This window comes from uncultured Leifsonia sp. (assembly GCF_945957465.1).
Classification (GTDB): Bacteria; Actinomycetota; Actinomycetes; order Actinomycetales; family Microbacteriaceae; genus Leifsonia.
Genome location: NZ_CAMFLC010000021.1, coordinates 41,344 through 66,693, shown reverse-complemented (window position 1 = coordinate 66,693; position 25,350 = coordinate 41,344). Strand labels below are relative to the sequence as shown.

Annotated in this window: 24 protein-coding genes and 1 tRNA gene; 10 read left to right on the top strand and 15 right to left on the bottom strand. The window is 68.2% G+C overall.

The window, feature by feature from the left end:
- A partial coding sequence (locus Q0Q23_RS11170) for an IS3 family transposase (protein ID WP_295123328.1) occupies window positions 1-223 on the bottom strand: 223 nt, incomplete at its 3' end.
- A 59-nt stretch (window positions 224-282) separates the two neighbouring features.
- Complete coding sequence (locus Q0Q23_RS11165) at window positions 283-603, bottom strand: transposase (protein ID WP_295123326.1); 321 nt, start codon at window positions 601-603, stop codon at window positions 283-285.
- Between the two features lie 587 nt (window positions 604-1,190).
- Here Q0Q23_RS11165 and Q0Q23_RS11160 point away from each other — a divergent pair.
- From Q0Q23_RS11160 to Q0Q23_RS11145, 4 genes are all read left to right on the top strand, one after another.
- The gene (locus tag Q0Q23_RS11160; RefSeq protein ID WP_295123324.1) at window positions 1,191-1,466 is read left to right on the top strand and encodes a hypothetical protein; all 276 of its coding nucleotides are present in this window, start codon (window positions 1,191-1,193) and stop codon (window positions 1,464-1,466) included.
- A gap of 650 nt (window positions 1,467-2,116) precedes the next feature.
- Window positions 2,117-4,729: an AAA family ATPase gene (locus tag Q0Q23_RS11155; RefSeq protein WP_295123321.1), complete on the top strand. Its 2,613-nt coding sequence runs from the start codon at window positions 2,117-2,119 to the stop codon at window positions 4,727-4,729.
- A 540-nt stretch (window positions 4,730-5,269) separates the two neighbouring features.
- Window positions 5,270-7,081: a DUF4209 domain-containing protein gene (locus Q0Q23_RS11150; protein WP_295123318.1), complete on the top strand. Its 1,812-nt coding sequence runs from the start codon at window positions 5,270-5,272 to the stop codon at window positions 7,079-7,081.
- A gap of 200 nt (window positions 7,082-7,281) precedes the next feature.
- Window positions 7,282-7,352 (top strand) — tRNA-Gly (locus tag Q0Q23_RS11145).
- 239 nt (window positions 7,353-7,591) lie between these two features.
- Here the strand turns inward: Q0Q23_RS11145 and Q0Q23_RS11140 are convergent.
- The 4 genes from Q0Q23_RS11140 to Q0Q23_RS11125 all read right to left on the bottom strand — a co-directional run bounded on the left by Q0Q23_RS11140 (window position 7,592) and on the right by Q0Q23_RS11125 (window position 10,427).
- On the bottom strand, window positions 7,592-8,647 hold the full coding sequence (locus Q0Q23_RS11140; protein ID WP_295123316.1) for a DUF3644 domain-containing protein: 1,056 nt from the start codon (window positions 8,645-8,647) through the stop codon (window positions 7,592-7,594).
- A 409-nt stretch (window positions 8,648-9,056) separates the two neighbouring features.
- On the bottom strand, window positions 9,057-9,401 hold the full coding sequence (locus tag Q0Q23_RS11135; RefSeq protein ID WP_295123313.1) for a hypothetical protein: 345 nt from the start codon (window positions 9,399-9,401) through the stop codon (window positions 9,057-9,059).
- A gap of 49 nt (window positions 9,402-9,450) precedes the next feature.
- The gene (locus Q0Q23_RS11130) at window positions 9,451-9,855 is read right to left on the bottom strand and encodes a DUF952 domain-containing protein (RefSeq protein ID WP_295123310.1); all 405 of its coding nucleotides are present in this window, start codon (window positions 9,853-9,855) and stop codon (window positions 9,451-9,453) included.
- Window positions 9,852-10,427, bottom strand: a complete 576-nt coding sequence (locus Q0Q23_RS11125; protein WP_295123306.1) for a TetR/AcrR family transcriptional regulator — start codon at window positions 10,425-10,427, stop codon at window positions 9,852-9,854. The genes Q0Q23_RS11130 and Q0Q23_RS11125 overlap by 4 nt, the downstream gene beginning before the upstream one ends.
- A 122-nt stretch (window positions 10,428-10,549) precedes the next feature.
- Here Q0Q23_RS11125 and Q0Q23_RS11120 point away from each other — a divergent pair, with 122 nt between their 5' ends.
- Window positions 10,550-11,593, top strand: coding sequence for an aldo/keto reductase (locus Q0Q23_RS11120; protein ID WP_295123333.1), 1,044 nt, complete (start codon window positions 10,550-10,552; stop codon window positions 11,591-11,593).
- 146 nt (window positions 11,594-11,739) lie between these two features.
- On the top strand, window positions 11,740-13,572 hold the full coding sequence (locus Q0Q23_RS11115) for a DUF2207 domain-containing protein (protein WP_295123303.1): 1,833 nt from the start codon (window positions 11,740-11,742) through the stop codon (window positions 13,570-13,572).
- On the opposite strand, the gene Q0Q23_RS11110 is transcribed toward Q0Q23_RS11115, so the two are convergent.
- From Q0Q23_RS11110 to Q0Q23_RS11085, 6 genes are all read right to left on the bottom strand, one after another.
- Complete coding sequence (locus tag Q0Q23_RS11110) at window positions 13,569-13,964, bottom strand: hypothetical protein (protein ID WP_295123301.1); 396 nt, start codon at window positions 13,962-13,964, stop codon at window positions 13,569-13,571. The genes Q0Q23_RS11115 and Q0Q23_RS11110 overlap by 4 nt on opposite strands.
- A complete protein-coding gene (locus Q0Q23_RS11105) occupies window positions 13,930-15,525 on the bottom strand; it encodes a cytochrome b N-terminal domain-containing protein (RefSeq protein WP_295123298.1) in 1,596 nt (531 codons plus the stop codon). Before Q0Q23_RS11105 ends, Q0Q23_RS11110 begins: the two co-directional genes overlap by 35 nt.
- A 71-nt stretch (window positions 15,526-15,596) precedes the next feature.
- Window positions 15,597-16,505, bottom strand: coding sequence for an RNA polymerase sigma-70 factor (locus Q0Q23_RS11100; protein ID WP_295123295.1), 909 nt, complete (start codon window positions 16,503-16,505; stop codon window positions 15,597-15,599).
- A 10-nt stretch (window positions 16,506-16,515) separates the two neighbouring features.
- Window positions 16,516-17,271: an SDR family oxidoreductase gene (locus Q0Q23_RS11095; protein WP_295123292.1), complete on the bottom strand. Its 756-nt coding sequence runs from the start codon at window positions 17,269-17,271 to the stop codon at window positions 16,516-16,518.
- A gap of 258 nt (window positions 17,272-17,529) precedes the next feature.
- Complete coding sequence (locus Q0Q23_RS11090; RefSeq protein WP_295123289.1) at window positions 17,530-17,985, bottom strand: hypothetical protein; 456 nt, start codon at window positions 17,983-17,985, stop codon at window positions 17,530-17,532.
- Between the two features lie 174 nt (window positions 17,986-18,159).
- On the bottom strand, window positions 18,160-18,552 hold the full coding sequence (locus Q0Q23_RS11085) for a hypothetical protein (RefSeq protein WP_295123286.1): 393 nt from the start codon (window positions 18,550-18,552) through the stop codon (window positions 18,160-18,162).
- Window positions 18,553-18,894: 342 nt separating this feature from the next.
- Here Q0Q23_RS11085 and Q0Q23_RS11080 point away from each other — a divergent pair, with 342 nt between their 5' ends.
- Window positions 18,895-20,379, top strand: a complete 1,485-nt coding sequence (locus Q0Q23_RS11080) for a glyceraldehyde-3-phosphate dehydrogenase (RefSeq protein ID WP_295123283.1) — start codon at window positions 18,895-18,897, stop codon at window positions 20,377-20,379.
- 9 nt (window positions 20,380-20,388) lie between these two features.
- Here Q0Q23_RS11080 and Q0Q23_RS11075 read toward each other — a convergent pair whose 3' ends face one another.
- The 3 genes from Q0Q23_RS11075 to Q0Q23_RS11065 form a co-directional block, all read right to left on the bottom strand.
- Window positions 20,389-21,177 (bottom strand): alpha/beta hydrolase, encoded by a 789-nt coding sequence (locus Q0Q23_RS11075; RefSeq protein WP_295123280.1) that lies wholly within the window; start codon window positions 21,175-21,177, stop codon window positions 20,389-20,391.
- 143 nt (window positions 21,178-21,320) lie between these two features.
- A complete protein-coding gene (locus Q0Q23_RS11070; protein WP_295123277.1) occupies window positions 21,321-21,860 on the bottom strand; it encodes a carbonic anhydrase in 540 nt (179 codons plus the stop codon).
- 135 nt (window positions 21,861-21,995) lie between these two features.
- Complete coding sequence (locus Q0Q23_RS11065; protein ID WP_295123274.1) at window positions 21,996-23,012, bottom strand: DMT family transporter; 1,017 nt, start codon at window positions 23,010-23,012, stop codon at window positions 21,996-21,998.
- Between the two features lie 85 nt (window positions 23,013-23,097).
- Between Q0Q23_RS11065 and Q0Q23_RS11060 the strand changes: the two genes are divergently transcribed.
- The 3 genes from Q0Q23_RS11060 (at window position 23,098) to Q0Q23_RS11050 (ending at window position 25,309) form a co-directional block, all read left to right on the top strand.
- The gene (locus Q0Q23_RS11060) at window positions 23,098-23,646 is read left to right on the top strand and encodes a CGNR zinc finger domain-containing protein (RefSeq protein WP_295123271.1); all 549 of its coding nucleotides are present in this window, start codon (window positions 23,098-23,100) and stop codon (window positions 23,644-23,646) included.
- A gap of 95 nt (window positions 23,647-23,741) precedes the next feature.
- Window positions 23,742-24,374, top strand: coding sequence for an MEDS domain-containing protein (locus tag Q0Q23_RS11055; RefSeq protein ID WP_295123268.1), 633 nt, complete (start codon window positions 23,742-23,744; stop codon window positions 24,372-24,374).
- Window positions 24,375-24,403: 29 nt separating this feature from the next.
- A complete protein-coding gene (locus Q0Q23_RS11050; RefSeq protein ID WP_295123265.1) occupies window positions 24,404-25,309 on the top strand; it encodes a response regulator transcription factor in 906 nt (301 codons plus the stop codon).
- The last annotated feature ends 41 nt before the right edge of the window (window positions 25,310-25,350 follow it).

Sequence of the window (25,350 nt, the reverse complement as noted above, 5' to 3'; positions counted from 1 at the left end):
AGCCGCGCTCGCGCATGATCCGCTCCACCCGCTTCCGGCCGATCGCAAAGCCGTGACCCATCCGCAGCTCGGCGTGCATCCGCGGCGACCCGTAGGTGTGGAAGAACGCCCCCTTCTCCGATCGGAGTCGTGCGATGACCGCGGCGATCTCCTCATCCCGCGCCCGCCTGGCGGAGATTTGGTGCTTGGCCCAGGTGTAGTAGCCGGAGCGGGAGACCCCCAACAGCCGGCTGACCGTCGCGACTTTGAACCGTTTCGGGTTCTCGGTCGTCAGCTGCTCGATCAGTCGGAAAGATGTTTTGGGAGCACGTTCTCCTTCGCGAAATACGCTGCCGCGCGCTTGAGGATCTCGTTCTCCGTCTCCAGCCGGCGCACTTCTCTGCGGAGTCGGACCAGTTCGGCCTGCTCATCCGCGTCCAGGATCGGGACCACCCCGGAGGCTTTCTCCGCCTCGGCTTTGGCGAAGTCGTCCTCCGCCACCCACCGATACAACGCGGAGTTCGAGATGCCGAGCTCGCGGGCGACCTGGGACAAGGGTCGGTCGCTGATTCGGACTAACTCGATCGCACGAACACGGAACTCCCGAGGGAAACGTCTAGCCATAAAGACCAACCTCCCGAACCAATAAGGCCGATGCTAAGTGACCGAAGAAACGGGGGAACACCAACGAGACCAGAGATTACAAAAGAGGAGAGGGACCACGAGCCAAAGGAAAGAGCGAATGCACGCAGGCACTTAAGTGGAACGGCCCGAGCCAGCCGCGGTTCCAAAGGGCTCCCGCGTCAACACGGTTGCCTCCATGTCCCCGGCGTTCGACGCCGAGCGATCCGCATTGCGCAACCCTGGTCCCGGTGGACAACAGCGTCTACTTGCGACTGTGCAACATGGCGATGCAGGGGGTCCGAGTACTGGCCCCGCGTCGTAACCCGAGGCGATGACGGGCTACATTCATGACCGCATGCCGATGGTCGAGGACGCCGTAGGCGGCGCCGAACTCATGAGGTTTGAGGGCCTTTCCGCCGCTCGATCGTAGTTCGTTCCCGGTGCTCCGTGCCGGGCTTTCGCGGCATATGCTCACTCCGCTTCGCTCCGCTCCGCTATTCCACAGACCCGGCGCTGCGCACCTACCACTCGCTCTCGATCACTCGCCGGAAAGGCGCTCAAAACGATCGACCTTGGGAGTGAGTGGGATGCGGGTATTCATCATCGACACCAGCAACATGCCACCGGAACTGCAGGGCGGACTCATCGGTGTGGAAGGGAGCTCTAACCCAGACGCATCGGAGAAGCGGGAATGCATCGAGACCGTCAGCCGCTACGTGATGGACGGGTGGGCGATCGCCGCTGATCCGTCCACGCCGGTCGGATGGCTCGCCGCCGTCACTGCGGAGACGGCGTGCGTGCCCTTCGTCAACCTCACCCGTCTCGCTTCACCTGAACCCGCACTGAAGTCCGCACACGCCTGAGCCGCGACTGCCGATTCGGCCCCGCTGCCGTGCGTTGGCGTGTTGCGGAGGTCGCCTATTAGGCCTGGCATCCGGTCGCGATGCGAGCGGTTTCTGCGAATTTCGGATTTGCGCGTCAAAACCGGCCGGGAAACACAACGTGTAGGTATGAGGGCACCGGTTTCGAGGACCGCACCGCGGCCCAGTTCGCCGTTGACTGCGCGGGAAGTCTCGCCGAGCTCACAGCAGAAGAGGCCAGCACTTCCCTTGTGCACTACTGCCGCGGCGCGATCGAACACGATGAGCTGCAGTCGTCACAGGCTCGCGTCGGTGGTCGGGCGGACGATGATCCCATGGTCTCTGGACACGGCTCACGACAAGGAGGAACGGCCCGATTCCGATGAATTTCTAGCGGGTTTCGGACATTTGGGCGGTTTGCGCGCCAAAACCGGCTTGGAACCGGAAGTTCTAAGTAGAAGGAGTTTTTTCGAAAGGACAACACTGTCCAGTTTCGAGAAGCCCCAGACGAGGTCAGCGGGAGGTGAGTGCAGGTGCGAGGCGGCGTAGCCAGATGGAAGCGGGGACAGTCCTCCCATGGAGTCAAGCAAGCGGTCAACTACGCGTTCAGCGGTGTCTGTGATGCCACACTGACTGCAAAGACCGCCGACGGGGTGATCGCCGCCGCCGGCTACGCCGACGCGGTCATGACCCGGTACATCGGGGAGCACGGTGCCATCCGCGACGACCTCCTCACCCGCAACCAACTCAAGGACTGGGTCGACGGTCTCGACCCGCTCACCGGTGAGCGCCGCGGCCGTGACCTCGAGTCCCCAGTCGCCGACTTGGTGCTGGATGCGACGATCAACGCGCCCAAGTCGTTCTCGATCGCCGCCATGCTCGACCCCGACCTCGCCGCCGCCTACGAAGACCTCCAAGATCGGCTCCGCGACCGGATCATCAAGCTCTGGCAAGCGGAGCTCAACGCCCGCCGCGGCAAAGGCGGCGCCATCCGCGAAGACCTGGCCCGGATCGAGGTCGTCGAACTCCGGCACGAACGCTCCCGATCGTTGGATCCGCACAAGCACCGCCATCTCTGGCTGAACGTCAAAGTCCAAGGCGTCGACGGCAAGTGGTCCAATATCGACACTCGCGTGGCGTTGCGGTTTCAGAACGTGATCAACGCCGAAGGCGACCTCGCCACCCGCACCGACCCCACTTGGATCACCGCCCTCGCCGCCAAAGGGTTCACCCTCAATCAGGACGGGGAAATCGCCCAGCTGCGGCACTTGGTGCGGCCGTTGTCGAAGCGGTCCGCTCAGATCGAAGCCAACAAGATCGTCCGCACGGCGTGGTGGAAGCAACAGCACCCCGGACAGGAACCGTCCCACGATGTGTTGAACCAGATCGACCGTTGGGCGTGGGCTGCTGGCCGACCCAACAAGCCCGATGATCTGGACGAAAACGATTGGGCGGAGCTCATCCATCATGAGTTGAGGACGGCTGACCCGACGCTGGGTCAGGAGCGCGTCCCCGCGCCCCATGCTGCTGTCTCGATCGAGGACCTGGACTTGGACCTTCTAGCGGCCAGAGCAATCGTTGACGCGGATGCCCGGTCAACCGGCACGGGTGGGCGTTTCAGCGACATGGACATCCGAGCCGGTGCCATTCGCGCGGTGGCAGCCTCGGGCGTTCTGGCGGAGCGCGGTGAGATTGCATCAACTGTTGATGCGATAGCCGAAGCAGCCGCTCGAACCTACACGGTGACATTGCTGAACGAGCCAGAGCCGCCAAAGCACGTCAAGCACCGGATGGCAACCGCGACAGTCATCGTGAAGACCACTCTCGCGAACCGGATCGACGCGATGGCGGCACCAGGAGATGCCGTCTCGACCGGCGAGATCACGGCGATAGCCCACGCGCTCGACCCGGAGCGTGTCCTCGATGGCGACCAGACCGACGGTGCTGCCGCACTCGCCGGTACAGCCTCGATCGTCTCCATCACCGGCGCGGCGGGAACGGGAAAGACCACCATGCTCAAGGTCGCCGGGGCGGCGCTTCGCCGGCGAGGTCGCAACCTGATCATCGTCGCTCCCACTAAGAAGGCCTCCACCGTCGCCGGACGAGAAACAAACAGCAGCGCCTCCGCCCTCCACCAACTCCTCTACGACTACGGATGGCGCTGGACAACGAGCTCCTCCGGCAGCACCGAGTGGACGCGACTGCTCCCCGGGTCAGTCGACGCCACGACAGGTGCCGAGTATCGCGGTCCCCGAATCCCGATACGGCCGGGCGACCGAATCGTCGTCGACGAAGCTGGCATGCTCGACCTCGAAGCGGCCAACGCCCTCATGGATGTCGTCGAGCGCACCCGGTCGACCATCGCGGTAGTCGGTGACGACTACCAAGCCCTCCCCGTTGGACACTCCGGCGCCATGGCATTGTTCCGATCCGCATCGTTCGCCGAAGTCGAACTCTCGAACATCCACCGATTCCGCGACCCCGACTGGGCCAACCTCACTTTGCGACTCCGCGACGCCGACGGCGCTGAAGAAGGCCGGCGGATCGCTGAGGAGCTGATCGACACCGGACACGCCACGTCCGTCACCACCGAGCTCGAAGCCCAGCAAAGAATGGTCGATGGCTGGTTCGATGCGGCCCGGCACGGGCAGACGATCGCCCTCGTCACCGCCACTCACGCCGAAGCACAGCAAATCAACGACAGCATCCAGATGCAACGCATCGCGTCCGGTGCGCTAAGCGCCAAGCGCCAGGTCCTTGGTCAGTCCGACCAGCCATGTTTCGTAGGCGATGTCGTGCAGACTCGACGCAACGACAGCACCTCTGGAGTGGAAAACCGTCAAACCTGGACCATCAAGAGCATCACCAAAGACCACGTGCTCCTGGCCAGCCTCACCGACTCGTCCCACCTGAGGAAAATCACGCATGAGTACGCGGGCTCGCACTTGCACCTCGGCTACGCGAGCACCGTGTACGGCGTCCAAGGAGAGACCACTGAGCGATCCATCGTCGGCCCCGGAGTCGACGCAGCCGGACTCTACGTCGGCCTCACCCGCGGCAGAGGGGGAAACGAAGCCATTGTTATCGCAGGAACGAAACGTGCCGCAATCAGCGAATTGGCTGACACCATGCTGCGACAGCCGCGAGAAGAGACTCTCGGGAAGTCCCGGATCGCCGCCCGCCGCGAACTCGCCCGCGCATCCCGAACCGATCCGACCCGAGTTTCGGCCTCGGCTGAAGTCCCCTCGCGGTCAATGAGCTTCTAACGCGGGGCTACACGGTCCTCAACCCTGAGGCCAAGACGGCAAGACCGGGTCGACTGCGGCCTGCCAACGTCGCGTCGACCGCGTGATACCAGAGGATAGCCACGCCAAGCACGTCGGCCCGCTGCTGCGCCACCGGCCGCACGCCCCCGCGCACGAAGATCACCGCCCGCCGACCATCAGAGGCAGCAAGCCGAGCGGCATCCTCAACCGAATCGACATCCAGATTCCCCCGTCGATTGTCGACCCATGCAAGATAGCGAGAACTATAGAGATCGCAGAGCTGCCGCGCAGAATCTTGCGCCGCGACAGTGTCCACCGCACCAAGGTAGATCATCCATTCGCGGCACAACTCGACTGCTTCATCGGCAGAGACACCAAACGGCCTCGGCGCCGGAGGCTCACATTCCACCCCACCAGTTTGCCCGATGCCACGGTCAACCGTTCCGGCGCCGCCAGCCTTCGTGCCCAGTTGACGCCCCCGATCCCGGGAAGCCTGACACGACGCTCGCAGCGTCAGATCCTCCCGATATCGTCGAGCGCATGGCCGATCCCACCCCTTCCGTAGACGCGTTGAACCGGCTCTCCTGGCAGCCAGCGCTCGAACACGATCACGCCACCGGATCCGCCATGCTCTACGAGCTTGCGAGCGGCGTCGCAAACAGCGACCCGGACGCCGAGGCAAGCGCGAGAGCCCTCGCCGGAGTGTTCAGCATGATGCTTCAGCCGGAGAACTGGGACGCACCGTTCGCACCCATGCTTGTCTTCTCCACCGGCCGCTCGGCGCTCCCGTCCGACCTCACCGACGACGAACTCGTCTTCCTCGAGCAATTGCTGGAGTCTATAGACCATCCGTGGCTCACCGCACGCATCGCCGACGTGCTCTTCGTCCGCCAGCACGATCGAAGCGCCCGTTACACGGCAGCGAAACGCGCCGCAGAGGCGTACGCGGGCATCGAACTCCGGGACGACCCCGACAGGGAAACCCTCCACGGCTGGCGGCGCGGTATCGAACTCTCGGCGCGGTTCCGACTCGAGGACGTCCTCAACCAGCTCATTGTCTCCGCATCAAACACGTTCAAGATCGCCGACGAAGTTGAAGCATGGAGGATCGCCCAGGCGATGCGGAATGCCGGCGTCTCCCGCGACGAGGCATCCGAGATTCACACCCGGCTGGCCACACTTGGCGCGAACACGACACCACCGCACCTCTACCGGGAAATCCATTACGAAGCGTTCCGTTGGGCTCAGTTCTCTGGAAACCTTGAGGCCACGGGAACCTATCTCGAGAAGGTCGGGGACTCGTGGTGGGAGGAAGCCGGCCAACGGACAGACTCGATGCTGGTCCGCCGCGACTTCCTCGGGAAGGCATACTCGGTCTACTCCTCCGTTCCCAGGAAGCATCGCAGCAAACAGACCCAGACACGGCTGGCCGAACTGCCTCGCCTGATCCGCGAGACCGGCGCTGCCTCTCTCGACGAGATGATGCCGGTCGGATCGACAACGGTCGACCTGACCGGCATCAAGAAGCTCGCCGAACAGATAACGGAAATCCCCGACACCCTCGACGCGATCGCGGCGTGGTTCACCGCTGCACCGCTCGAAAAGTACGATGACGCCGTCGAAGCCGCACGGAAGCAAGCAGCAGACCATCCACTGCTCAACTTCATCGGACGGTCAACCGTCACCGACGACGGCCGAAAGATTCACAGCACCGGCAACCGGGAACGGCTCGGGCTTCCCGACGAGCTCTGGGCTCAAATGGTGAAGAGCTTCCAGCTGAGGTTGGAAATCGTCATTCCCGGACTGGTCCTGCCAGTCCTCAACGAACTAAGTAGCCAACGGCAGCTGACGAGAACGGACTTCGCACACCTAGTGCGGAGCTCGCCATTCGTCGCTCCCGAACAAGAAGACCTCTGGGCGACCGCGATTCACCACGGATACTACGGAAGGTTCACCGAAGCTCTATTCATCCTCGCACCCGCGATTGAAGGCAGCGTCCGACACATCCTCCATCAGTACGGCATCGAAACCCGCGCTATCCGGGATGACGACACAGAAATCGAAACCGGGCTCAGCGCCCTCATGGACCTCGACGGTGCAGACGACATCTTCGACAAGGACCTCGCCTGGAACATCCGCGCGCTCTTCTGCGGTCCGATCGGACCGAACCTCCGCAACCGTGTGGCCCACGGACTCGTCACACGAGCCGAGGCCGAAAGCACCGCGAGCATCTACGCGTGGTTCTTCGCGTTCCGGCTCGCGTTCGTGCCGTACTTCAACGCGGTACGTGGCGGGGCTGAGGCCGTAGATGAAGCTTCCGCTAACGGAGACGCGGAAGACGGAAATTCGTAGCTCCTCGGGTGGGTCGCGCTTCCATCACCGATGCGAGCGGCGGCAAGCATCTCATACACGGCCGCGGGCGGGCAGACCGTGCAGCTACGGGCCGGAAATCCCAAAGCGGTGAGTAAACGGTGAGTTTGGCCAAAGACCATCGACCGGGTAGTCTGGGCGGCAGCCTTACTTCCCAGTGTTTTACTGGGATTCCGGGCCGCGCGAGTGTAGTTCAATGGTAGAACCTCAGCTTCCCAAGCTGATAGCGCGGGTTCGATTCCCGTCACTCGCTCCGTTTGTCACGTCTCAAGCCAGTTGGGCTTTTCTCGTTCTACTTGGGCATGGCATCTACGTTCGCCCCGGTGGCTTTCCGTTTCTGGGGCTCGGACTCCAGCGTCGTTCGATCGACCGGGGGTCACCGGCCGGCGGCGGCCGGAACCCCGCCGGACCCGGCACGAGACGACTGCGACGCGGCCGCACATCGCCCGACAAATTAAGACGCTGGTGATTGTCGTGTCAAGCGGCCGCCCTCTAACGTAACGCCCGGTACTGCGCCCAGACCTCGTCGAGGCCACGCTCGTCCACCAACGCCTGGATTCGCTCTATGGCCTTCTGCGAGTAGCGCTGGAATACTGTCCGTCCGATCTTGAAAGCCTTCGAGCAGTCGAGGTCATCCTTGAGATTCAGAACGGCAATCGCGGCCGTGGTCTTGTTGGGAGTGATCTTGAGCTTTCGGGCCAAATCGCCGTGCGAGAGGTTGTAGAAGCCAAGTTCGTCGACGCGTCGGATGGCAATCACACCGGCGGACGGCGTGCCCTCTGGCACTAGATGCACTGGTATCCCCTCATTCTTTGTGATTCGCAGACTGACGTCGGCGCCTTCCCCGGCCGTGTTGAAAGAGACGGCCGATATCCCAGGGAACAAGTCGTCAAAGCTCGTGCCAGACATCAGCTTCTCGCCTAACTGGGAGAGTTGACGCTCGCTCGGTTGAATGAACTCTCCTTGCAGAGCGCCATTCACGATTGCGAGCCCGCGTAGCTTCGCCGTCGCTTCGGCGTGTCGCCTCCGGCCGGGCGCGAGCAAACGCCTGACTTCCTCGATCTCTTCCGCAAACATCGAGATGGGGTCGATCGGCGCCACTGTTGAGATAGGCAGGGCGCGCTCGGGGAGTAGCGCGGCAAGGCTCTCATCGAATACGTCGCGCAGAAGATCCCGAAACAAGGTAACCCCGGACTGCGCGTGGAGATACAGCTGCCCCTCTGACAGCTCAAGAAGATGATGCTGCGCAGCGTCACGGAGGCCGTTGAGTGTCTGCAGGACGAGTGCTTGGTCCTCCGAGAGGAACATCTCAGAAGAAAGCCCGCGTCTCACGCATGCATCAAATCCGATGGTGTTCACTTGGCGCGGTTCACGAATCCTTCCGCCCTTGTTGAGGATCGCAGCCTTCAACAGCATCTCGAACGAGTGATCCATCAAGATCAACACCGATTCGACCCGCCCCACATCGGATAGTCGATTGAAATGGTCGATCGACAGGAGAAGAGACGATATGGCTTTCAACTTCAACAACCGAGCTTCCTTCTTCATCGAACCCTCCTGTTCCGTGACCCAACAGTGCCAGCCAAGCCCGACACTCGACTATCGGAATCGCGCATCGTGCTGTATCGCTTCACCATTCATGGGCCTCCGCTTTTGACTGAGGTGCCGTCACAGCGCTACTTTGCGGACGGACAAACTCGCCCTCTAAGAAGATCCGTGACACTTCATCAGATCTCTGTTTGGTCCTGAAACTCGTGATTACCCAGCGAGGAGAGGGGACAGTCCACACGTGCGCCAACCAATTGTTCGGCGTGTCATCCGGAAGGCGCCCAACTAGCTTGAGAAAGCCCAACTAGCCTGAGACGTGACACCGTTTGTCACGATCCGCCGATGGTGCCGATGGTTCGGTCGAACAGGACCTTCATGGCCCCTTTCTCGCGCATACAGCCCGTCGTCATCACTGGTTCCCTTTCAGGAAGAACACGTGCAGTCCAGCGTTCTGGAACCGGATCGTGTAGAGCAGGTAGACGAGGAGTTCGGTCGGGATGGCGATTCCGGCGACCCACACGATCGCGGTGGATGGCAGGAGCACACCGGCGGCCAGCGCTGCCGCCGGCACGTAGCCCGCGACGGCCATGAGGGCGACACCGATGCCGAGGTCGCGGCGCAGCTCTGGCTCGGGCCGGTCGGAGGTGCACTGGGTGAGGAAGTAGCCCACCACCCGCTTCCGGCGTGCCAGCAGCACCGTCGCGGCGATGGCGAGCGCAAACGCGACGAGTAGCAAGCCCAGCTGTATGCTCACCGGCATCCCGCCCCGAACGCGCTCCGTAGTGTGGGCAACGGCTCAGCGGTCACAGGTCGAACCCTACTGATCGACGCCCAGGCTCGCGGTGATCACACGGCCCACTTCGGTACCAGAACACCCCGCCCGCATCGAAGCCCGCCGGGCGCACCTCCACCACCCAGCGCGGTCGGAGCGGCCCGTAGATGTGCGGGTACAGTTCGCCGTCGCCGCCGTCCTCGTCGACCACGCGCACGCCGTCGGCGCGGATGAGCTCGTCGTCGAGCACGAGCACGCACAGCTCCTGGTCGTCGCCCGCGTGAACGAAGGCCGCAACGCGCGGCAGCTGATCCGGGTACGACGCGTGGATGAAACCGACCTCGTCGAGCGTGGCGCCCCGTGTGGACGTGCGGTACTCGCCGGTAGCCACCGCCGTCTCCCAGTCGTCGCGGTGAGCGAGGTGGAGGATGGTCATCCGTTCAGTCTCCCACCGGCGGTCGCCCCGTAGCGGAGCCCGTCGAGCAGGAGGCCGACCATGCGGCCGGCGCGTTCGGAGCCGCGCTCGCCCGGGGGCGGTGCCGAGAGGTTGGCGATCGCACCGATCAACTCGATGGCGTCGACGCCCGGGCGGATCTCGCCCGCGTCGGCGGCCTCGTCCAGCAGGCGCTGCAGGGCGGGGCCGGCGTTGCCCTCGAAGTACTCACGCAGCCCGCTGTACGCCGGGTCGCCCGAGTGGAGGGCGGCGCCGAGGCCGTGCTTCGTGGCCACGAACTCGGTGTAGCGCTGCGCCCAGAGTTCGAGCGCCTCCACCGGCGGGTGCGTTGCCGCCAGTCGGGCCGCGAGCGCGGTGACGTCGTCGATCTCGCGACGGAAGACCGCCGCGATCAGGTCCGACCGCAGCGGGAAATGCCGGTAGAGGGTGGCCGTTCCGACGCCGGCGCGCGCGGCGATGGCGCGGACGGGCACGTCGACGCCGTGGGCCGTGAACTCGTCCTTGGCGGCGCTCAGCAGCGCGTCCACGTTGCGCTGGGCGTCTGCGCGCGGCATGGAGCCTCCCCGTTTCCTTGCTAAGTGGGACACTGTCCCGTATATTCGCTTAGCGGGACAATGTCCCGTTTACTCATCATGTCACGGCCTCCTCGACGGACGCCAGAAGGGAGAAGGGAATGATGCGATACCGACCTCTGGGGGCGACCGGCATCCAGGTGAGCACCTACGCGCTCGGGGCGATGATGCTCGGAGCGCTGGGCAACCCGGACCGACGCGACGGCATCCGCGTCATCCACCGGGCACTGGATGCAGGGATCACCTTCATCGACACGGCCGACCGCTACGGCGACTCGGAGGACGTCGTCGGCGAGGCGCTCGTCGGCCGACGCGATCAGGTGGTGCTCGCGACCAAGTTCTCGGGACCGGTGGACGACGACATCAACCACCGCGGGGCATCCCGCCGCTGGATCATGCAGGCGGTGGAGGGGTCGCTGCGCCGGCTGCAGACCGACTACATCGACCTCTACCAACTGCACCGCCCGCAGCCCGGCACGGACATCGAGGAGACCCTCTCGGCGCTCACCGACCTGGTGCGGCAGGGCAAGGTGCGGGCGATCGGTTCGTCGTCGATGCGCGGGTCCGAGATCGTGGAGGCGCAGTGGGTCTCCGAGCGCCGCGGCTTCGAGCGCTTCCGCACGGAACAGCCGAACTACTCCCTGCTCGACCGGCAGATCGAGACCGAGGTCCTCCCGGTGGCGCAGCGCTACGGGATGGGGACGCTCATCTACAGCCCGCTCGCCGGCGGCACGTTGACCGGCCGGTACCGGGCCGGAGGCGAGAACGCCAACTTCCGATCGGTGCGCACGGGGATGCGGCACTTCCGCGACGAACGTCGGCTCGCCGCCGTCGAGGAACTGCTCCGGCTGTCCGACGAGATCGGCGTGAGCCTCACCCATCTCGCCATGGCCTTCGTCACCGCGCACCCCGCCGTGACCTCGGCCATCGTCGGCGCGCGGACTCTCGAGCAGCTGGAGGACACGCTGGCCGGCAGCGAGCTGGAACTGTCCGACGACGTGCTCGACCGCATCGACGCGATCGTCGCGCCGGGCGAGAGCATCGGCGCGATGGACATGGTGTACCGCGGGCCTGAGGTGGGCGACGCGCGGCTGCGTCGGCGCCCGGTCGGCGAACGCTCGGCCGCCGAGTCGGAGATCGCGTCCTGATTCCGTGACGGTGCCGACCGGTAGCCGTGTGAGGATGGACACGCGCTGCCGGGCGGGCCGGCGGCCGAACTCCACCACGCAGGGGGTGGACGGCAGGACAGGGGGTGCGCGTGCGAGGTACGCGGACGGCGCGTCGCAGCTGGAGGGTGCTTTCGGCCTCCCTCGCCGCGACGCTGGTCGCGCTCGTGCTGGTCGCCGCCGCTCCCGCCGGCATCCACCCGGCGCACGCGGATGCCCGGGCCGCGCACACCGCCCGGACGGGCGTCGACGACTTCACCTTCGCGAGCTTCGACGGCGACTACCGGCTCGGCCGCGACGCCGCGGGGCACTCGACGCTCACGACCGTGGAGACGCTGGTGGCGCGCTTCCCCAGCACCGACCAGAACCACGGCATCCGGCGTGAGCTCGTCGAGGACTACGACGGCCACCCGACCGACCTGAAGGTCCTGTCCGTCACCGACCAGAACGGCACCCCGCGGCCGTATACCAGCGAATCCGACAGCGGGATCCTCACGCTGACGATCGCCGCCAAAGACTACGTCCACGGCGACCAGACGTACGTCATCACCTACCGGCAGTCGAACGTCACGCGCTACTTCGGCGACACCCGCGACGACGAGTTCTACTGGGACACCAACGGCACGGAGTGGGCACAGCCGTTCGACCGGGTGACGGCAACCGTGCACCTCGGCTCCGGTCTGGCCGGAGCCCTGCAGGGCGCGGCGTCCGCGTACCGCGGCGCCCAGGGCTCCACCGACGTCGCAGCCGTCGAGCGCACCGCCGACGGGTACCGGTTCAGCGCCGAGCGGCTCGGCCCGCACGAGAACCTCACGTTCGCGATCGGGTTCGCCGCCGGCACCTTCACGGCGCGCGCCGACGGGCTGTTCGACACCGGCTGGGGCTTCGCGGCCGTCGCCGGCTTCGTCATCGCCCTCCTCGCTCTGATCGGCTCCGCCGTCGCGCGGGTGCGCCTGCTGGCCGATGCTCCCGGGCGCGGCACGATCATCCCCGAGTACGTCCCGCCCCCGGAGGGTCTGCTGCTCGCGGCGGACATCGCCGGGCTCACCAAGAAGGCGGTTCCGGCGCAGACGCTCGACCTCGCCGTCTCGGGCCGGATGCGGGTGCTGGAGGCCGCGAAGGGCTTCTTCGGCCGCGCCTCCTACACACTCGAGTTCGTCTCGACGGAGGCGACGGGCCGGGAGGCGCTGCGCCGACCGCAACCGACCGCCGACGAACTCCAGTTCCTCCGTGCCTTGTTCGGAGAGCCGCTAACGCCGGGCGACACCCTCGAACTCGGGTCGTCCAACCCACGTGTCGCGCGCTCCATCCAGTCGCTCCTGAAACGCGTGCACCGTGACGCCGCCAAGCTGGGCTACCGCACCACCGGGCCGCGCGGGCCGATCCGTGCGCTGTTCTTCAGCGCCCTGGGCGCGACCCTGCTCGCCGCGGTCGGTGCGATCCTCTGTCTCGTGGGCGTCTACGGAGGCGGGTGGCCGGTGGGCATCCTCCTCGGCTCGGTCGCCCTCTTCGTCGGCACCGCGGTCCTGCTGTCGCACTCGCCCCTGACCGGCTCCGGCACGGCGCTCCAGGAGTACGTGCGCGGCCTGCGGATGTACGTCGAGCTCGCCGAGGCCGACCGCATCCGCTACCTCCAGTCGCCGCAGGGTGCCGAGCGCGCACGGGTCGCCGTCGACGACCCGCGCGAGATGCTCCAGCTCACCGAGCGACTCCTCCCGTGGGCGGTGCTCTTCGGCGAAGAGAAGAAGTGGCTGGCCGAACTCGGGAGGTTCTACGAGCAGACCGGGCAGACGCCGGGCTGGTACTCCGGTCAGACCGCGTTCAACGCGGCCGCGCTCGCGTCGATGGTCAGCGGGATCTCCGCCAGCACCACGATGGCGAGCAGCTCGTCGTCCGGCGGCACGGGAGGCGGCGGCTTCTCCGGCGGCGGAGGAGGCGGCGGCGGGGGCGGGGGCGTCTAGAGCCGCTCGGTCGCGGATCCCGAGCTCCAGCTCCGGAGCTTGTCGGGGTTCGCGACGACCCAGAGCTCCGTCGCGTCGCCGACGGCCCCGACGAGCACCGCGACGACGACCACCCGCCCCGAACGGCTGCCGACCAATCCCGGTCCGCCGTTCACCGAACGCAGCTCCCAGCGCAACGCGGCCGCCACCACACGACTCACCGGGCAGTCGAGCATCGCACACTGCAGCCGCAACTCGTCGCCGTGGCCGCAGCCGTCGACGACGACGCGTGGATGCGGCCCGATGACGCGCAGCAGCTGCTCGACATCGCCGGCCCGGAGGGCGCGCAGCACCTCGAGCGCGAGACGACGGTCGGGCTCAGGCCGCTCCGGCCCGGCCAGCGGTCGCCTCATCCACCCGGTCCCTTTCCGCGGCCGCCTCGATCCGCGCGAGCGGCGCCGGTTCGAGCCGGTCCTCGAGATACGCACGCGCAAGGCGCGCCCGGATGAGTTTCCCGATGCGTATCCTCCCGGACTCATCGGGACGGACGACGGCGGCGGCCACGGCCCGCGGGCCGCCGAGCTGTACGCGCTCCGCCTCCGGAACGGGCGCGTGCACCTCCACGTACCGCCCGCCGGGCAGCCGGACGATGCGACCGGTCTCGTAGCCGTGCAGGAGCAGTCCCCTGTCCTTCTTCTGCAGAGCGAGGCACACCCTCCGCGTGAGGAGGAACGCTGCGACCGGTCCGAGCACCACGAGCGCCTGGAACCCGTGCACCACCGCCTCCAGCCCGATGCTGAAATGCGTCGCGAGGAGGTCGGCGCTGCCCGCTCCCCAGAGCGCCCCATAGAAGACGATGCCGGCCACGCCGAGCGCCGTGCGGGTCGGCTCGTTGCGGGGGCGGTCGAGCAACGCATCGTCTTCGCCGGGGCCACGGACCCACTGCTCGAAGAACGGGTAGACCGCGACGGCGAGCAGGAACGCGCCGACGACCGCCAACGGTACGAGGATCGCGAGCGTCCAGGTGCGACCCAGCCACACGACCTCCCACCCGGGCGGTACCAGTCGCAGCGCGCCGTCGAGGAACCCGGTGTACCAGTCGGGCTGGCTTCCGGCCGACGCGTCACCCGGTGACGACGGCCCGAACAGCCAGACCGGTGCGACCGTCACGGTCGCGGCCATCAGCACGAGGAGACCGGTCACGATCGCGAAGAGCCCTCCGGCGCGCACCGCCGCGTCCGGGAACACCGCCACGCCGATCTCTCCCGGGTACCGTCTCGGCTCCTGGCGGGACGCGAGCCGCGCGCGCAGCCAGAGCAGCACGACCAGGAGGAGGGGAACCACGGCGATGTGCACGGGGTAGAGGTTCTCGATGATGCATCCCGGGAACCCACCTCCGAAGACCAGCCACGACAGCCAGGTGCCGACGACCGGGATGCCGAGGAGGATGCCCTGGAAGATCCGCAGGCCTGTGCCGGAGAGCATGTCGTCGGGGAGGGCGTAGCCGCTCCGGCCTCCCGCGAGCGCGACGACCAGCAGCCCGAACAGCACCAGCCACGAGCCGCGCCGGCGCCGGAACGCTCCGGTGAAGAACGCGACGGCGAGCTGCATCATGATCGCGGCGGGCAGCAGCAGCGCGGCCCAGTGATGGGCCTGCCGCACGAGGAGGCCGCCGGGGATGTCGAACGAGGTGCGCAGGATCGACACGTACGCGGCGGAAGCCTCCTGCCCGGCGAGCGGGCCGTACGAGCCCTCGTAGGTCACGCCCCGGCCCGACGGCGCGTACCAGAACAGCAGCAGGAGGCCGGTGACGAAGAGCACGACGACGCACGCGAGGGCGACCACGCCGAACAGGTTCGACCAGTGCAGCGAGACGCGGCGACCCCCGAGTTCGGCACGGGCCGCGGCTATCCGTCGCCCGGCCGCGGTCCGCTCCGCCGCTCGCGAGTCCCTCTCCGTCAGTGCCTGCCTCATCTTCAGACCTCCCGCCCTCACCGGTTATGACCGGACAGGGGACCGTTCTGTGACATCGCCCCGGCGGGCCGTCAGGCGGCGGTGACGTGCCCCAGCTTGTCCGGATTGAGGACCCAGAAGAGGCCGTGGATGCCGGCGCCGTCGAGATCGGCCGTGACGGAGGCGAAGACTTCGCCATCACGGGTGGCCACGAACGCCGGACCGCCGTTGAGCTCGACCAGGTGGAGGGCCGATCCCGCCCAGAACCGCGAGGCGAACGCGTGGATGTACTTTGCCACGGTGACGGCGCCGACGACGGGGATGCGCGTCGCCCGCACGACACCGCCGCCGTCGGAGAGCGAGACGACGTCGTCGGCGAACAGCTTCTCGAGGGCGCCCATGTCGCCCTCCACGGCCGCCGCCATGAACGCGGTGAGGAGGCGCATGCGCTCGTCGTCTCCGACGGCGCGCGACTTCCGTTCGGCCGCGAGGTGCTTGCGCGCCCTGCTGACCAGCTGCCGGGCGGCCTGCTCGCTGGTCTCGATGACCCCCGCGATGTCCGCGTACGGGTAGTCGAACGCCTCACGCAGCACGTACGCCGCGCGCTCGGCGGGTGACAGCTTCTCAAGCAGCACGAGCACGGCGACGCTCAGGGCTTCGCCGCGCTCAGCGCCCAGGGTCGGGTCCTGAGAGGTATCGACAGGCTCCGGGAGCCACGGCCCGATGTACGTCTCGCGCTGTGCGCGCGCGGAGGTCGCCGCGGTGATCGCGAGGCGCGTCGCGATGGTGGCCAGGAATGCGGCGGGTTCGCGCACGGTGGAGCGATCGTAGGCCTGCCAGCGCAGCCAGGTGTCCTGCACGATGTCCTCGGCGTCCGCGACGGTGCCGAGCATCCGGTAGGCGATGCCGAACAGCCGCGGACGGACCTCCGCGAAGGTCGCGACGGCGGACGCGAGGTCGTCGCCGCTGCGCTCGTCCGCGGTCGCATCGGGTCGGGACATGGGTTCGATGCTAGCGGCGCATCCACTCCGCGAGGGAGGTCGCGCCGCGCAGCTGCGCGACCGCCTTCGGGTCGTGACCGGGAACGAGCGACTCGTCGGTCACGGTTCCGCCGAAGTAGCCGGCGGAGTCGTCGGCGATGATCTCGCGGGTGTCACCGCGACTGCCGAGTACCGCCCTTGCAGCGTCGGCGAGGCGCAGTGGTTCCGGGCCGGCGAGCTCGACGAGGGCGTTCGCCGGCTCGGCGAGCGCGACGGCGGCGAGCGCCTGCGACACGTCGGCCGCGGCGATCGGCTGCATGAGCACCGGAGACAGGGTGATGGTGTCGCCGGCCGCTCCGCCCTCGGCGAGCGCGGAGAGGAACTCGAAGAACTGCGTGGCCCGCACGATCGTGAACGGCACCCCGCTGCCCCGGACGATCTCCTCCTGCCGCACCTTGGCCCTCATGTAGCCGATGTCGGGCATCCGGTCGGCGCCGACGATCGACAGTACGACGTGGTGGCCGACGCCCGACCTCTTCTCCGCTTCGACGAGCGTGCCGGTGCTGCGCTCGAAGAACTCCAGCACGGGGCCGTCGTCGAACGACGGCGAGTTGGCCACGTCGACGACCACGGCGGCGCCGGCGAGCGCCGCGTCCACGCCCGCACCGGTCACCGTGTCGACGCCGGTCGACGGGGAGGCCGGGACGACCTCGTGCCCGGCCTGGCGGAGCTGCTCGACGAGCGGGCGGCCGATGAGGCCGGTTCCGCCGATGACGACGATCTTCATGTTCATCCCTTCGTTGCGGCGGCGCGGTCGCGCCGTCACCTGCTCTGACCGAGCAGACCTCCCGGATGTGACAGGTTCCGCACAGGGCGTTACAGCTCTACCATGTCGACTGTCCGAGCTGTCGACGCGTCCGGCCGAGCCGCGAGGTAAGCGCGGGAGCACAGGGTTTCAGGCGGCCCCTCCCCGGGTAGCGCCAAGCAGACCACGGCTGGTCCCACCCACCGCCGGATGCGTCGAGCTGAGCATCTGCGGGTCCGCTCAGGCGTAGACGCTGTTCCAGTGCCGGCGTTCCACCGGGTTCAGGCGCACCCAGACCATCGAGACGAGGCGGCCGGTGAAGTCGACGGCGACGGAGGCGATCGGGGTGCCGGCGCGGCTGATGATGAGGCCGGCCTGGCTGTTGACCGACCGTGCATCGACCAACACGCCGTCGACGCGCGCGAAGCCGTGTTCGAGCACCACCGCCGCGTTCGCGACGCCCTGGATCACCCGCAGTCCCGACGGGTCACCGCTGCCCGAGTCGACCACGACCGCGACCGTCGGCGCGAGCAGGGAGCGCAACCGCTCCGTGTCGCCGGCCTCCGCTGCGGTCTGCAGCCGGTGCACCGAGCGATAGTGGACGGGCCGCGCAAGCCATTCCCATGCGGCCCAGCCGCCCCGCCGGAGGGCCGGGCCGAGGGTCCGCCTTCTCGTGCCGTGTGCGATCGCGGTCATCCGATTGCCTCCGTCCGGCCGAGGTGGTGTCCTCGGTCACCGTCACCGACTGAGACCGATCGGCAGGAGGATTTGTGACATCGCGGCCTCCTGAGGTGGGTCCGCCCAACGGATCGCGAGGTCGCGCGAGCTTCACCGCGTCGGCCGCGTCGCTCTCGGACGTACAGCGGGCCGTTATGCGCTGCGTGCGCCCTGGCGTGGTCGTGTCGAGGCCGGGAAGAGACGCCCCCAGAGCGCGGCGACCTGCCCGCGGCGCGTCGACCAGACGGTCGCGAGCGCGTCGCCGACCGCGTCCGCCGGGGGTGTCCGCACGCGCACGGCGGCCAGGTCGTGGAGGTTGTTGCGCTGCGTGCCGTCCCAGTTCGCGTACAGGTAGGCGCCCCCGAGGGTGGAGATCGCGCGGACGGGAACGCGCGAGTACGAGTCGGGGCCGGTCACGTACGTCGCCTCGCCGCGCGCGATCTGCGACGAGGCGTGCTGCGCGTCGACGACGCCGTGCGGAGTGACGAGCGCGACGATGGCGCCCAGTTCGTTGCGGGCGACGACTTCGATCCTCAGGTCCAGCATGGTTCCTCGGGGTGGTGCGGCGGCCGTGAGGTCGCGGGGCGCGGGTTCAGGGTGCGGACATCAGAACCGCACCGTCGCGCCGGACGCGGTCGCGAGGGCAGCAGCGACGACGTCCTACACCGATGTTAAGTACGCGAGGATTCAACGGTCAAACAGGCGTTGATTATAAGATTCATGGGTGCGACGAATGAATCGCGTTTTGCCGCAAGCGCAAGAACAACGATTCTTTCCAGCGCATTTCCGCGAATCTTACGGCGGGCGACACTTAGGCTCGCTTCGCGGCCATCCCGCACGCCCCACCCACGACGCGTTCACCAGCGCAGAAGGACCCGAGAACCGAGAGTGACCGCCTTCAACGACGAATTCCCGCACGCCTTCGAGTCCCACCGCGCGGCGTGGGTCGCCCGCGAGGAGCGGGCCGAGCAGCTCATCCCGCTGATCGGGCGGCTCTACCGCGACCACGGCGTGGTCACCTCCATCCACGGCCACCGCCTCATCAACCTGTCGGCGACCGGCGTCATCTCGGTGCACGATCGCGCGCGCGAGCTCGGGCACGACGAGTTGACACTCGACGAGACGGGCGTCGTTCTCGCCGCGCTGCTCACGATCGCACCGGAACCGGCCTCCATCGACGTCGCACGGCTCGCCATGTCGGTGCGCGGACTCGACGGGGAGGCCGTCGCCGAGCGGCTGCGGGCAGAGATCGACGCGGCGCACCCGGCGTACGCGGCCGGCCCGACCGACGTCGTCCTCTACGGGTTCGGGCGCATCGGACGCCTGCTGGCGCGCATCCTGATCAACCACGCCGGCAACGGCAACGGCCTGCGGCTGCGCGCGATCGTCGTGCGGCGCGGGTCGGACAACGACCTGCACAAACGCGCCAGCCTGCTCGCGCGCGACTCGGTGCACGGGCCCTTCCCTGGGGCGGTCACGGTCGACACCGACAACGACGTGCTCATCGCCAACGGGACGCGCATCCAAGTGATCTACTCGGACAACCCCGCGAGCGTCGACTACGTCGGCTACGGCATCCATGACGCGATCGTGGTCGACAACACCGGCCGCTGGCGCGACGAAGCGGGGCTCGCCCAGCATCTGGCTGCGCCCGGGGTGGCGCGCGTCCTGCTGACGGCACCGGGCAAGACGCCGCTGAAGAACATCGTCCACGGCATCAACGACGACACGATCACCGACGGCGACCGCATCCTGTCGGCGGCCTCCTGCACCACCAACGCGATCACGCCGGTGCTGAAGGCCGTCGACGAGGCGTATGGGATCGCACGGGGCCACGTGGAGACGGTCCACTCGTTCACGAACGACCAGAACCTCACCGACAACTTCCACAAGGGCGACCGCCGCGGCCGCTCCGCCGTGCTCAACATGGTCATCACCGAGACCGGCGCCGCCAAAGCCGTCGCCAAGGCGCTTCCGCAGCTCGCAGGCAAGCTCACCGGCTCCAGCATCCGCGTCCCCACCCCGGACGTCTCGCTGGCGATCCTCAACCTCACCCTCGACCGACCCGCCACCAAGGACCAGATCAACGACTACCTGCGCCGCGTCTCGCTGCACTCCCGGCTGCGCCAGCAGATCGACTACGTCGAGTCGCCGGAGGTCGTCTCCAGCGACTTCGTCGGCTCCCACCGGGCCGGCATCGTCGACGGCCTCGCGACCATCGCCGACGAGACCAACGTGGTGCTCTACGTCTGGTACGACAACGAGTACGGGTACTCGTGCCAGGTGGTCCGCGTGCTGGAGGCCATGGCCGGCACGCACCCGGCCGTGGTTCCGCCGCGGGCGGAGGTGCGGCTGGAGGCGACGCTGAGCTGAGCCGGCTCCTCAGCCGAGGGGCACGCTGCTGTCGCTTTCGGCGGTGTGCGAGCGGAGGAAACATCCGATGCGCTCGGTGGCCGCGCGAGCTTCCGGAGCTCCGGCGTCGAGCTGATAGACGTGCGGAAGGCCGTCGCCGATCTCCAGAGTCACCGGAACGCCGGCGCGGGAGGCGGCGCTCGACAGCCGCTGTGCGTCGCTGAGCAGCAGATCGGCGGTGCCGACCTGGATGAGCAGCGGCGGCAGGCCGGAGAGCGGCGCGAACAGCGGCGACGCCAGAGGCGTTCGCGGGTCGGCGCCCGCGAGATAATCCGAGGCCAGCCGCTTCAGGAGTTCAGGGGTCGAGATCGGATCCTGCCCGACACGGTCGGTCATCGAGGCGCCGGAGCAGGTCAGGTCGACGGTCGGCGACAGCAGCACGGCCGCTGCGGGAAGGGGTGCTCGCGCGTCGCGGGTAGCGACGAGCAGCGACACGGCCAGTCCGCCGCCGGCCGAGTCGCCCGCGACCGCCGACGCCCGCGGATCGAGCTGCTGGGCGGCGCACAACCAGGTCCAGGCCGCCCGCACGTCGTCGAGCGCGGCCGGGAACGGGTGCTCCGGTGCGAGCCGGTAGTCGAGGAACAGCACCCGCATGCCGGCCGCTCGGCCGATGCGCGCCGCGAGTTCGCCGTCGCTGGTCAGCGAACCCAGCTGGAAGCCGCCGCCGTGCAGGAAGAGCAGGACCCGCGTCCTGTCGACGTCGGGGGCGTCCAGCCAGTATCCGGGCGCGTCTCCGGCGGTGGTGGGCGTTACCCGCACGTCATCGGGTATCGGGTGGATCGCATCAGCAGGGACGAAATCCGCCCTGAGCTCCTCGAGCGACCGAGGCGCCCGACCTGCGGCGTCGCGCTGGCGTTGCCTCAACGTCGCGAGCACGGCCTCCATCTGCGGGCTCGGCATGCTCACGCCGCTGCCCGAGCGGGCGCCGGAGTGCCCGAGCGTGCGGGCAGCACCTCGGTCAACCGACCGGTGTGGACGTCGAAGACGAAACCTCGCACGGGGATGTCCGCGTCGATCCACGGATGCGACCGAGCTCTGAGCATCTGCTCCCGCGTGTTCTGCTCCACATCGGTGAAGCTGTAGAAGGTGGCCGGCGCGATCGGCGCCGAGCCGGTCTCGTCCGTCAGTCGCGCCGCTAGCTCGTCTCCCGAGAATGTCGACAGACCGCATTCGTTGTGGTTGATGATCATGATCTCGCGGGTGCCGAGCACCCGGGTCGAGATGATGAGCGAGCGCACGGCATCGTCGTCCACGACAGTGCCGACGTTGCGGATCAGGTCGACGTCGGCGTCATCCAGACCCATCAGCCGGACGATGCCGGTGAGTCTCGGGTCCGCACACGTCAGCACCGCGATCTTCGGGTGGGGAATGCCGCCGAGGCGGGCATCGTACTCGCCGGCGAGCCGGGCATTGGCGGTCAGTGCGTCATCGATGATGCTCATGGGGAGACGGTACGTCCGCGAAGCGGCCGGGCGAATCGTGGGTTCCCGCCAATCGAATGCGGGAGGATCAGGCGGATTGAGGGGATCCACTCAGGTGCCCCGCCGCGACGGGCCGGCGGTCGCTGACCAGCTGCCCTAGCCGAGGGGCACGCTGTTGTCGCTTTCGGCGGCTGAAAGCGACAACGACGTGCCCTTCGCGGCCTCCGATCTCGCGGCGAGCGTGGGCGTGGGCGTGGGCGCGGGCGTGGGGTCGGGCTCTGCGCGCACGAGGGCGATTCCGGCCAGGATGAGCACACCGCCGACCAGCTGGAGGGCGTCGAGCGACTCTCCGAGCAGCAGCCAGGCGTAGATCGTCGCGGCCACGACCTCCAGCAGCCCCGCGAAGGAGCTCAGGCGCGATCCGAGCAGGCCGGCCGCGGTGATCCCCGCCGCATAGGCGAGGGCGGTCGCCAGCACGCCGACGACGGCCAGCGGAACCCACCACGGCGCCGGGCCGCCGAACAGCTCGACGTCGCGGAAGCTGACGACGAACGGCAACAGCCCGGTCGCGCTCACGGCGAGCAGCGCGACGCCGCCGAGCAGGAGGCCGACCGCCGCCAGCGCGACGGGCGGAAGGCCGTCGGCCGGGCGCGCGGCGATCACGTAGTAGCCGGCGCAGCCCAGCATCGCGGCGACCGCGAGCGCCACGCCCACGGCGTCGAGGCCGTGACCGCCGCCCGGGGCCACGACGAGCAGGAGACCGGCGATCGCCACTGCCGAGCCCGCGAGCACCATCCACCGGGGCGCGCGGCGGGTCCGCACCCAGACGAGCAGCACCAGCACCACCGGGGCGAGGTACTCGATGAGGATCGCGGTGCTCACCGGGATGCGCTCGATCGCGGCGAAGTACAGCACCTGGGTGCCGGCGACCCCGACCAGCGCCATCCCGAGCAGCCGCCAGCGCCCCCGCCACAGCGTGTCCCACCGGCCCCGCAGCGCGAGCGCAGCGAAGGGTGCGAGCACCACGCCGCCGATCAGCACCCGCGCGCTGACCGCGGCGGCCGGCGACCACCCGCTCTCGAGCAGCGGCTTGATGAACGCTCCGGACAGACCGAAGGAGGCCGCGGCGACGACCGCGACGATCAGTCCCCGGGTGGTGTGGGTCGTGGCCATGGGCAGCCGCCTGTCGAGTTCGGAATGTCAGGAGTGTCGTGCGTTATGATCCTGACGCTAGTACTCGGAAACGTAAGGAGTCAACTTGCATTTCGCCCCTGACGCGGAGGAGGCCCTCCGGTTCGCGGTCGAGCTCTGCAACACCGTGCCGAGCGCCTCGCGCAGCGGCACCGACGAGCTCGCCACACCCGAGCTCCTCGCGGCGCTCCTGCACGAGAACCAGTACTCCGGGCGCATCGACGGCGACGAGGAGGAACTGCGCCAGGTGCACGCGACCCGCGAGCGGCTGCGGCGCGCCTGGACGCTGCCACGCGACGAGGCGGTGGCGGAGGTCAACGCGATGCTCGCAGACGCGCACGCCTCCCCCTACCTGATGCGTCACGACGGATTCGACTGGCACCTGCACGCGACCGCCCTCGACGCGCCTCTCGCGGAGCGCATCCGGGTCGAGATCGCCCTCGCGCTCGTCGACGTGATCCGGTCGAACGAGAACGACCGGCTGCGCAGCTGCGCGGCCGACGACTGCGACGGCCTGCTGCTCGACCTCTCCCGCAACGGGTCCAAGCGGTTCTGCAGCGTGCGCTGCGGAAACCGGATGAACATGATCGCGTTCCGAGCGCGCCAGGAGGCCTGACTGCCGTCCTCGGCGGGGCCGACCGCTCGGTCTCGTTGTGCGCTGCGACCGGGCTGCGCTAGCCTCGGCCCCGGGTTCGCAGATCGAGAGACGACATGGTGGAAGACGATCGGGCTGCGAGTGCACCCGCGACCTTCGCCAGTGGTGTACTCGACCGCTACCGCCACGTCTGCGCCTTCGTGAACGGGCACGACGTCGACGATCGTGTGCTCGACGCGTTCGTCCGGCAGGGCGTCGACGAGGGCGACCGGCTGCTGTATCTGGTGGACGCAGCCGAGGCCGCGGCGCCCGTCAACCGGCTGCGGCACCTCGGCTTCGACGCCGCTGCGCTGCTCGAACAGCACCGCTGCGACGTGCGGACCTGGACGGACACGTATCTGCGCGGCGGGCGGTTCGACCAGTCCGCGATGCTCGACCTGCTCGACCGGATGCTCATCGCACAGCCCTCCCCGCGCATCCGGATGCTCGCCGACATGGGGTGGGCCGCCGGACGCGACGACGCCGCCGACCAGCTCATCGAGTTCGAGGCGCGCGCCAATTTCATCCACGCGCGGCACGAGCACGTGGTCATCTGCTCGTACGACACATCGCAGTTCGACGGCACCTTCATCCTCGACATCCTGCGAACGCACCCGCTGGTGTATCTCGGCGGGATGCTGCAGGAGAATCCCTTCTTCGTCGCCCCGTCGCAGTTCCTCGCGGAGCGCTCGGCAGGCGCCGCCCGGTAGCGATGGCCGGGTCGGCGGCGGAGGGCGACATGACGGAGCGACCGGGACCGGGCGGGCTGCCCGACGACGACCCCTCCGTCGACACGCGTCGCTGGCTGCGCGATCTGAGCGCCCTGCTCGCCCTCCCCGCGTTGTGGGTCGACCACGAGCCGCGCGAGATCGCGACGGGCCTGCTCAGCGTGCTGTTCGGCGTGCTCCAGCTCGACGGCGCCTACGCACGCTTCGATGACGGCGACGACGAGACCCTCGAGGTCTGGCGACCGTCGGGCCCCCGGCCCCCCACAGGGCTGTTGGAACTCGCGACTCCCGATCGGGGGGACGGCGCACTCGAGAGCCGTCCGCTCGGCGGCACAGGCACCGGCCGTGCGGCCACCCTCCCACTCGCCCTTCCGTGGGGCTCGGGAACCGTCGTGGTGTCGGCGCCACGCGCCGACTTTCCGACCGCGATCGAGACGCAGCTGCTGCGCGTGGCGGTCGGGCAGGCAGCCATCGCGATCCACACCGCCCGGCGCCTCGCCCGGGAGACGGACGCGCGGCGGGCGGCCGAGCAGGCCCTCCATCATCAGCGCAGGCTCCTGCGCTCGCTGGTGGACGAGGTGGCTCCCGAGCTCTCCGGCCTGGCTCGGTACCTGCGCGAGGCGGCGCACGAGGCGGCGCAGGAGGCAGAGCCCGAGCCCGCGTCCGGGAAGCAGCGGGAGACGGCACCGGGCCAGGCGACGGGCGGCGACGGCCGGTCGTCGTCCGCCGCGCTCACGAGGCGCGAGGTCGAGGTGCTCGGACTGCTCGCCCAGGGCCTCAGCAACAAGGAGATCGCCGGCGTGCTCTGGCTGAGCGACCGCACCGTCGAGCGTCACATCACGTCGCTGTACCGCAAGATCGGCGTCGCCCGCCGGAGCGAGGCGACGGCGTTCGCTCTGCGGCACGGTGTCGTCTAGCCAGGGCGCGAGGCCGGTGCCGTGAGGCCGGTGCCGTGAGG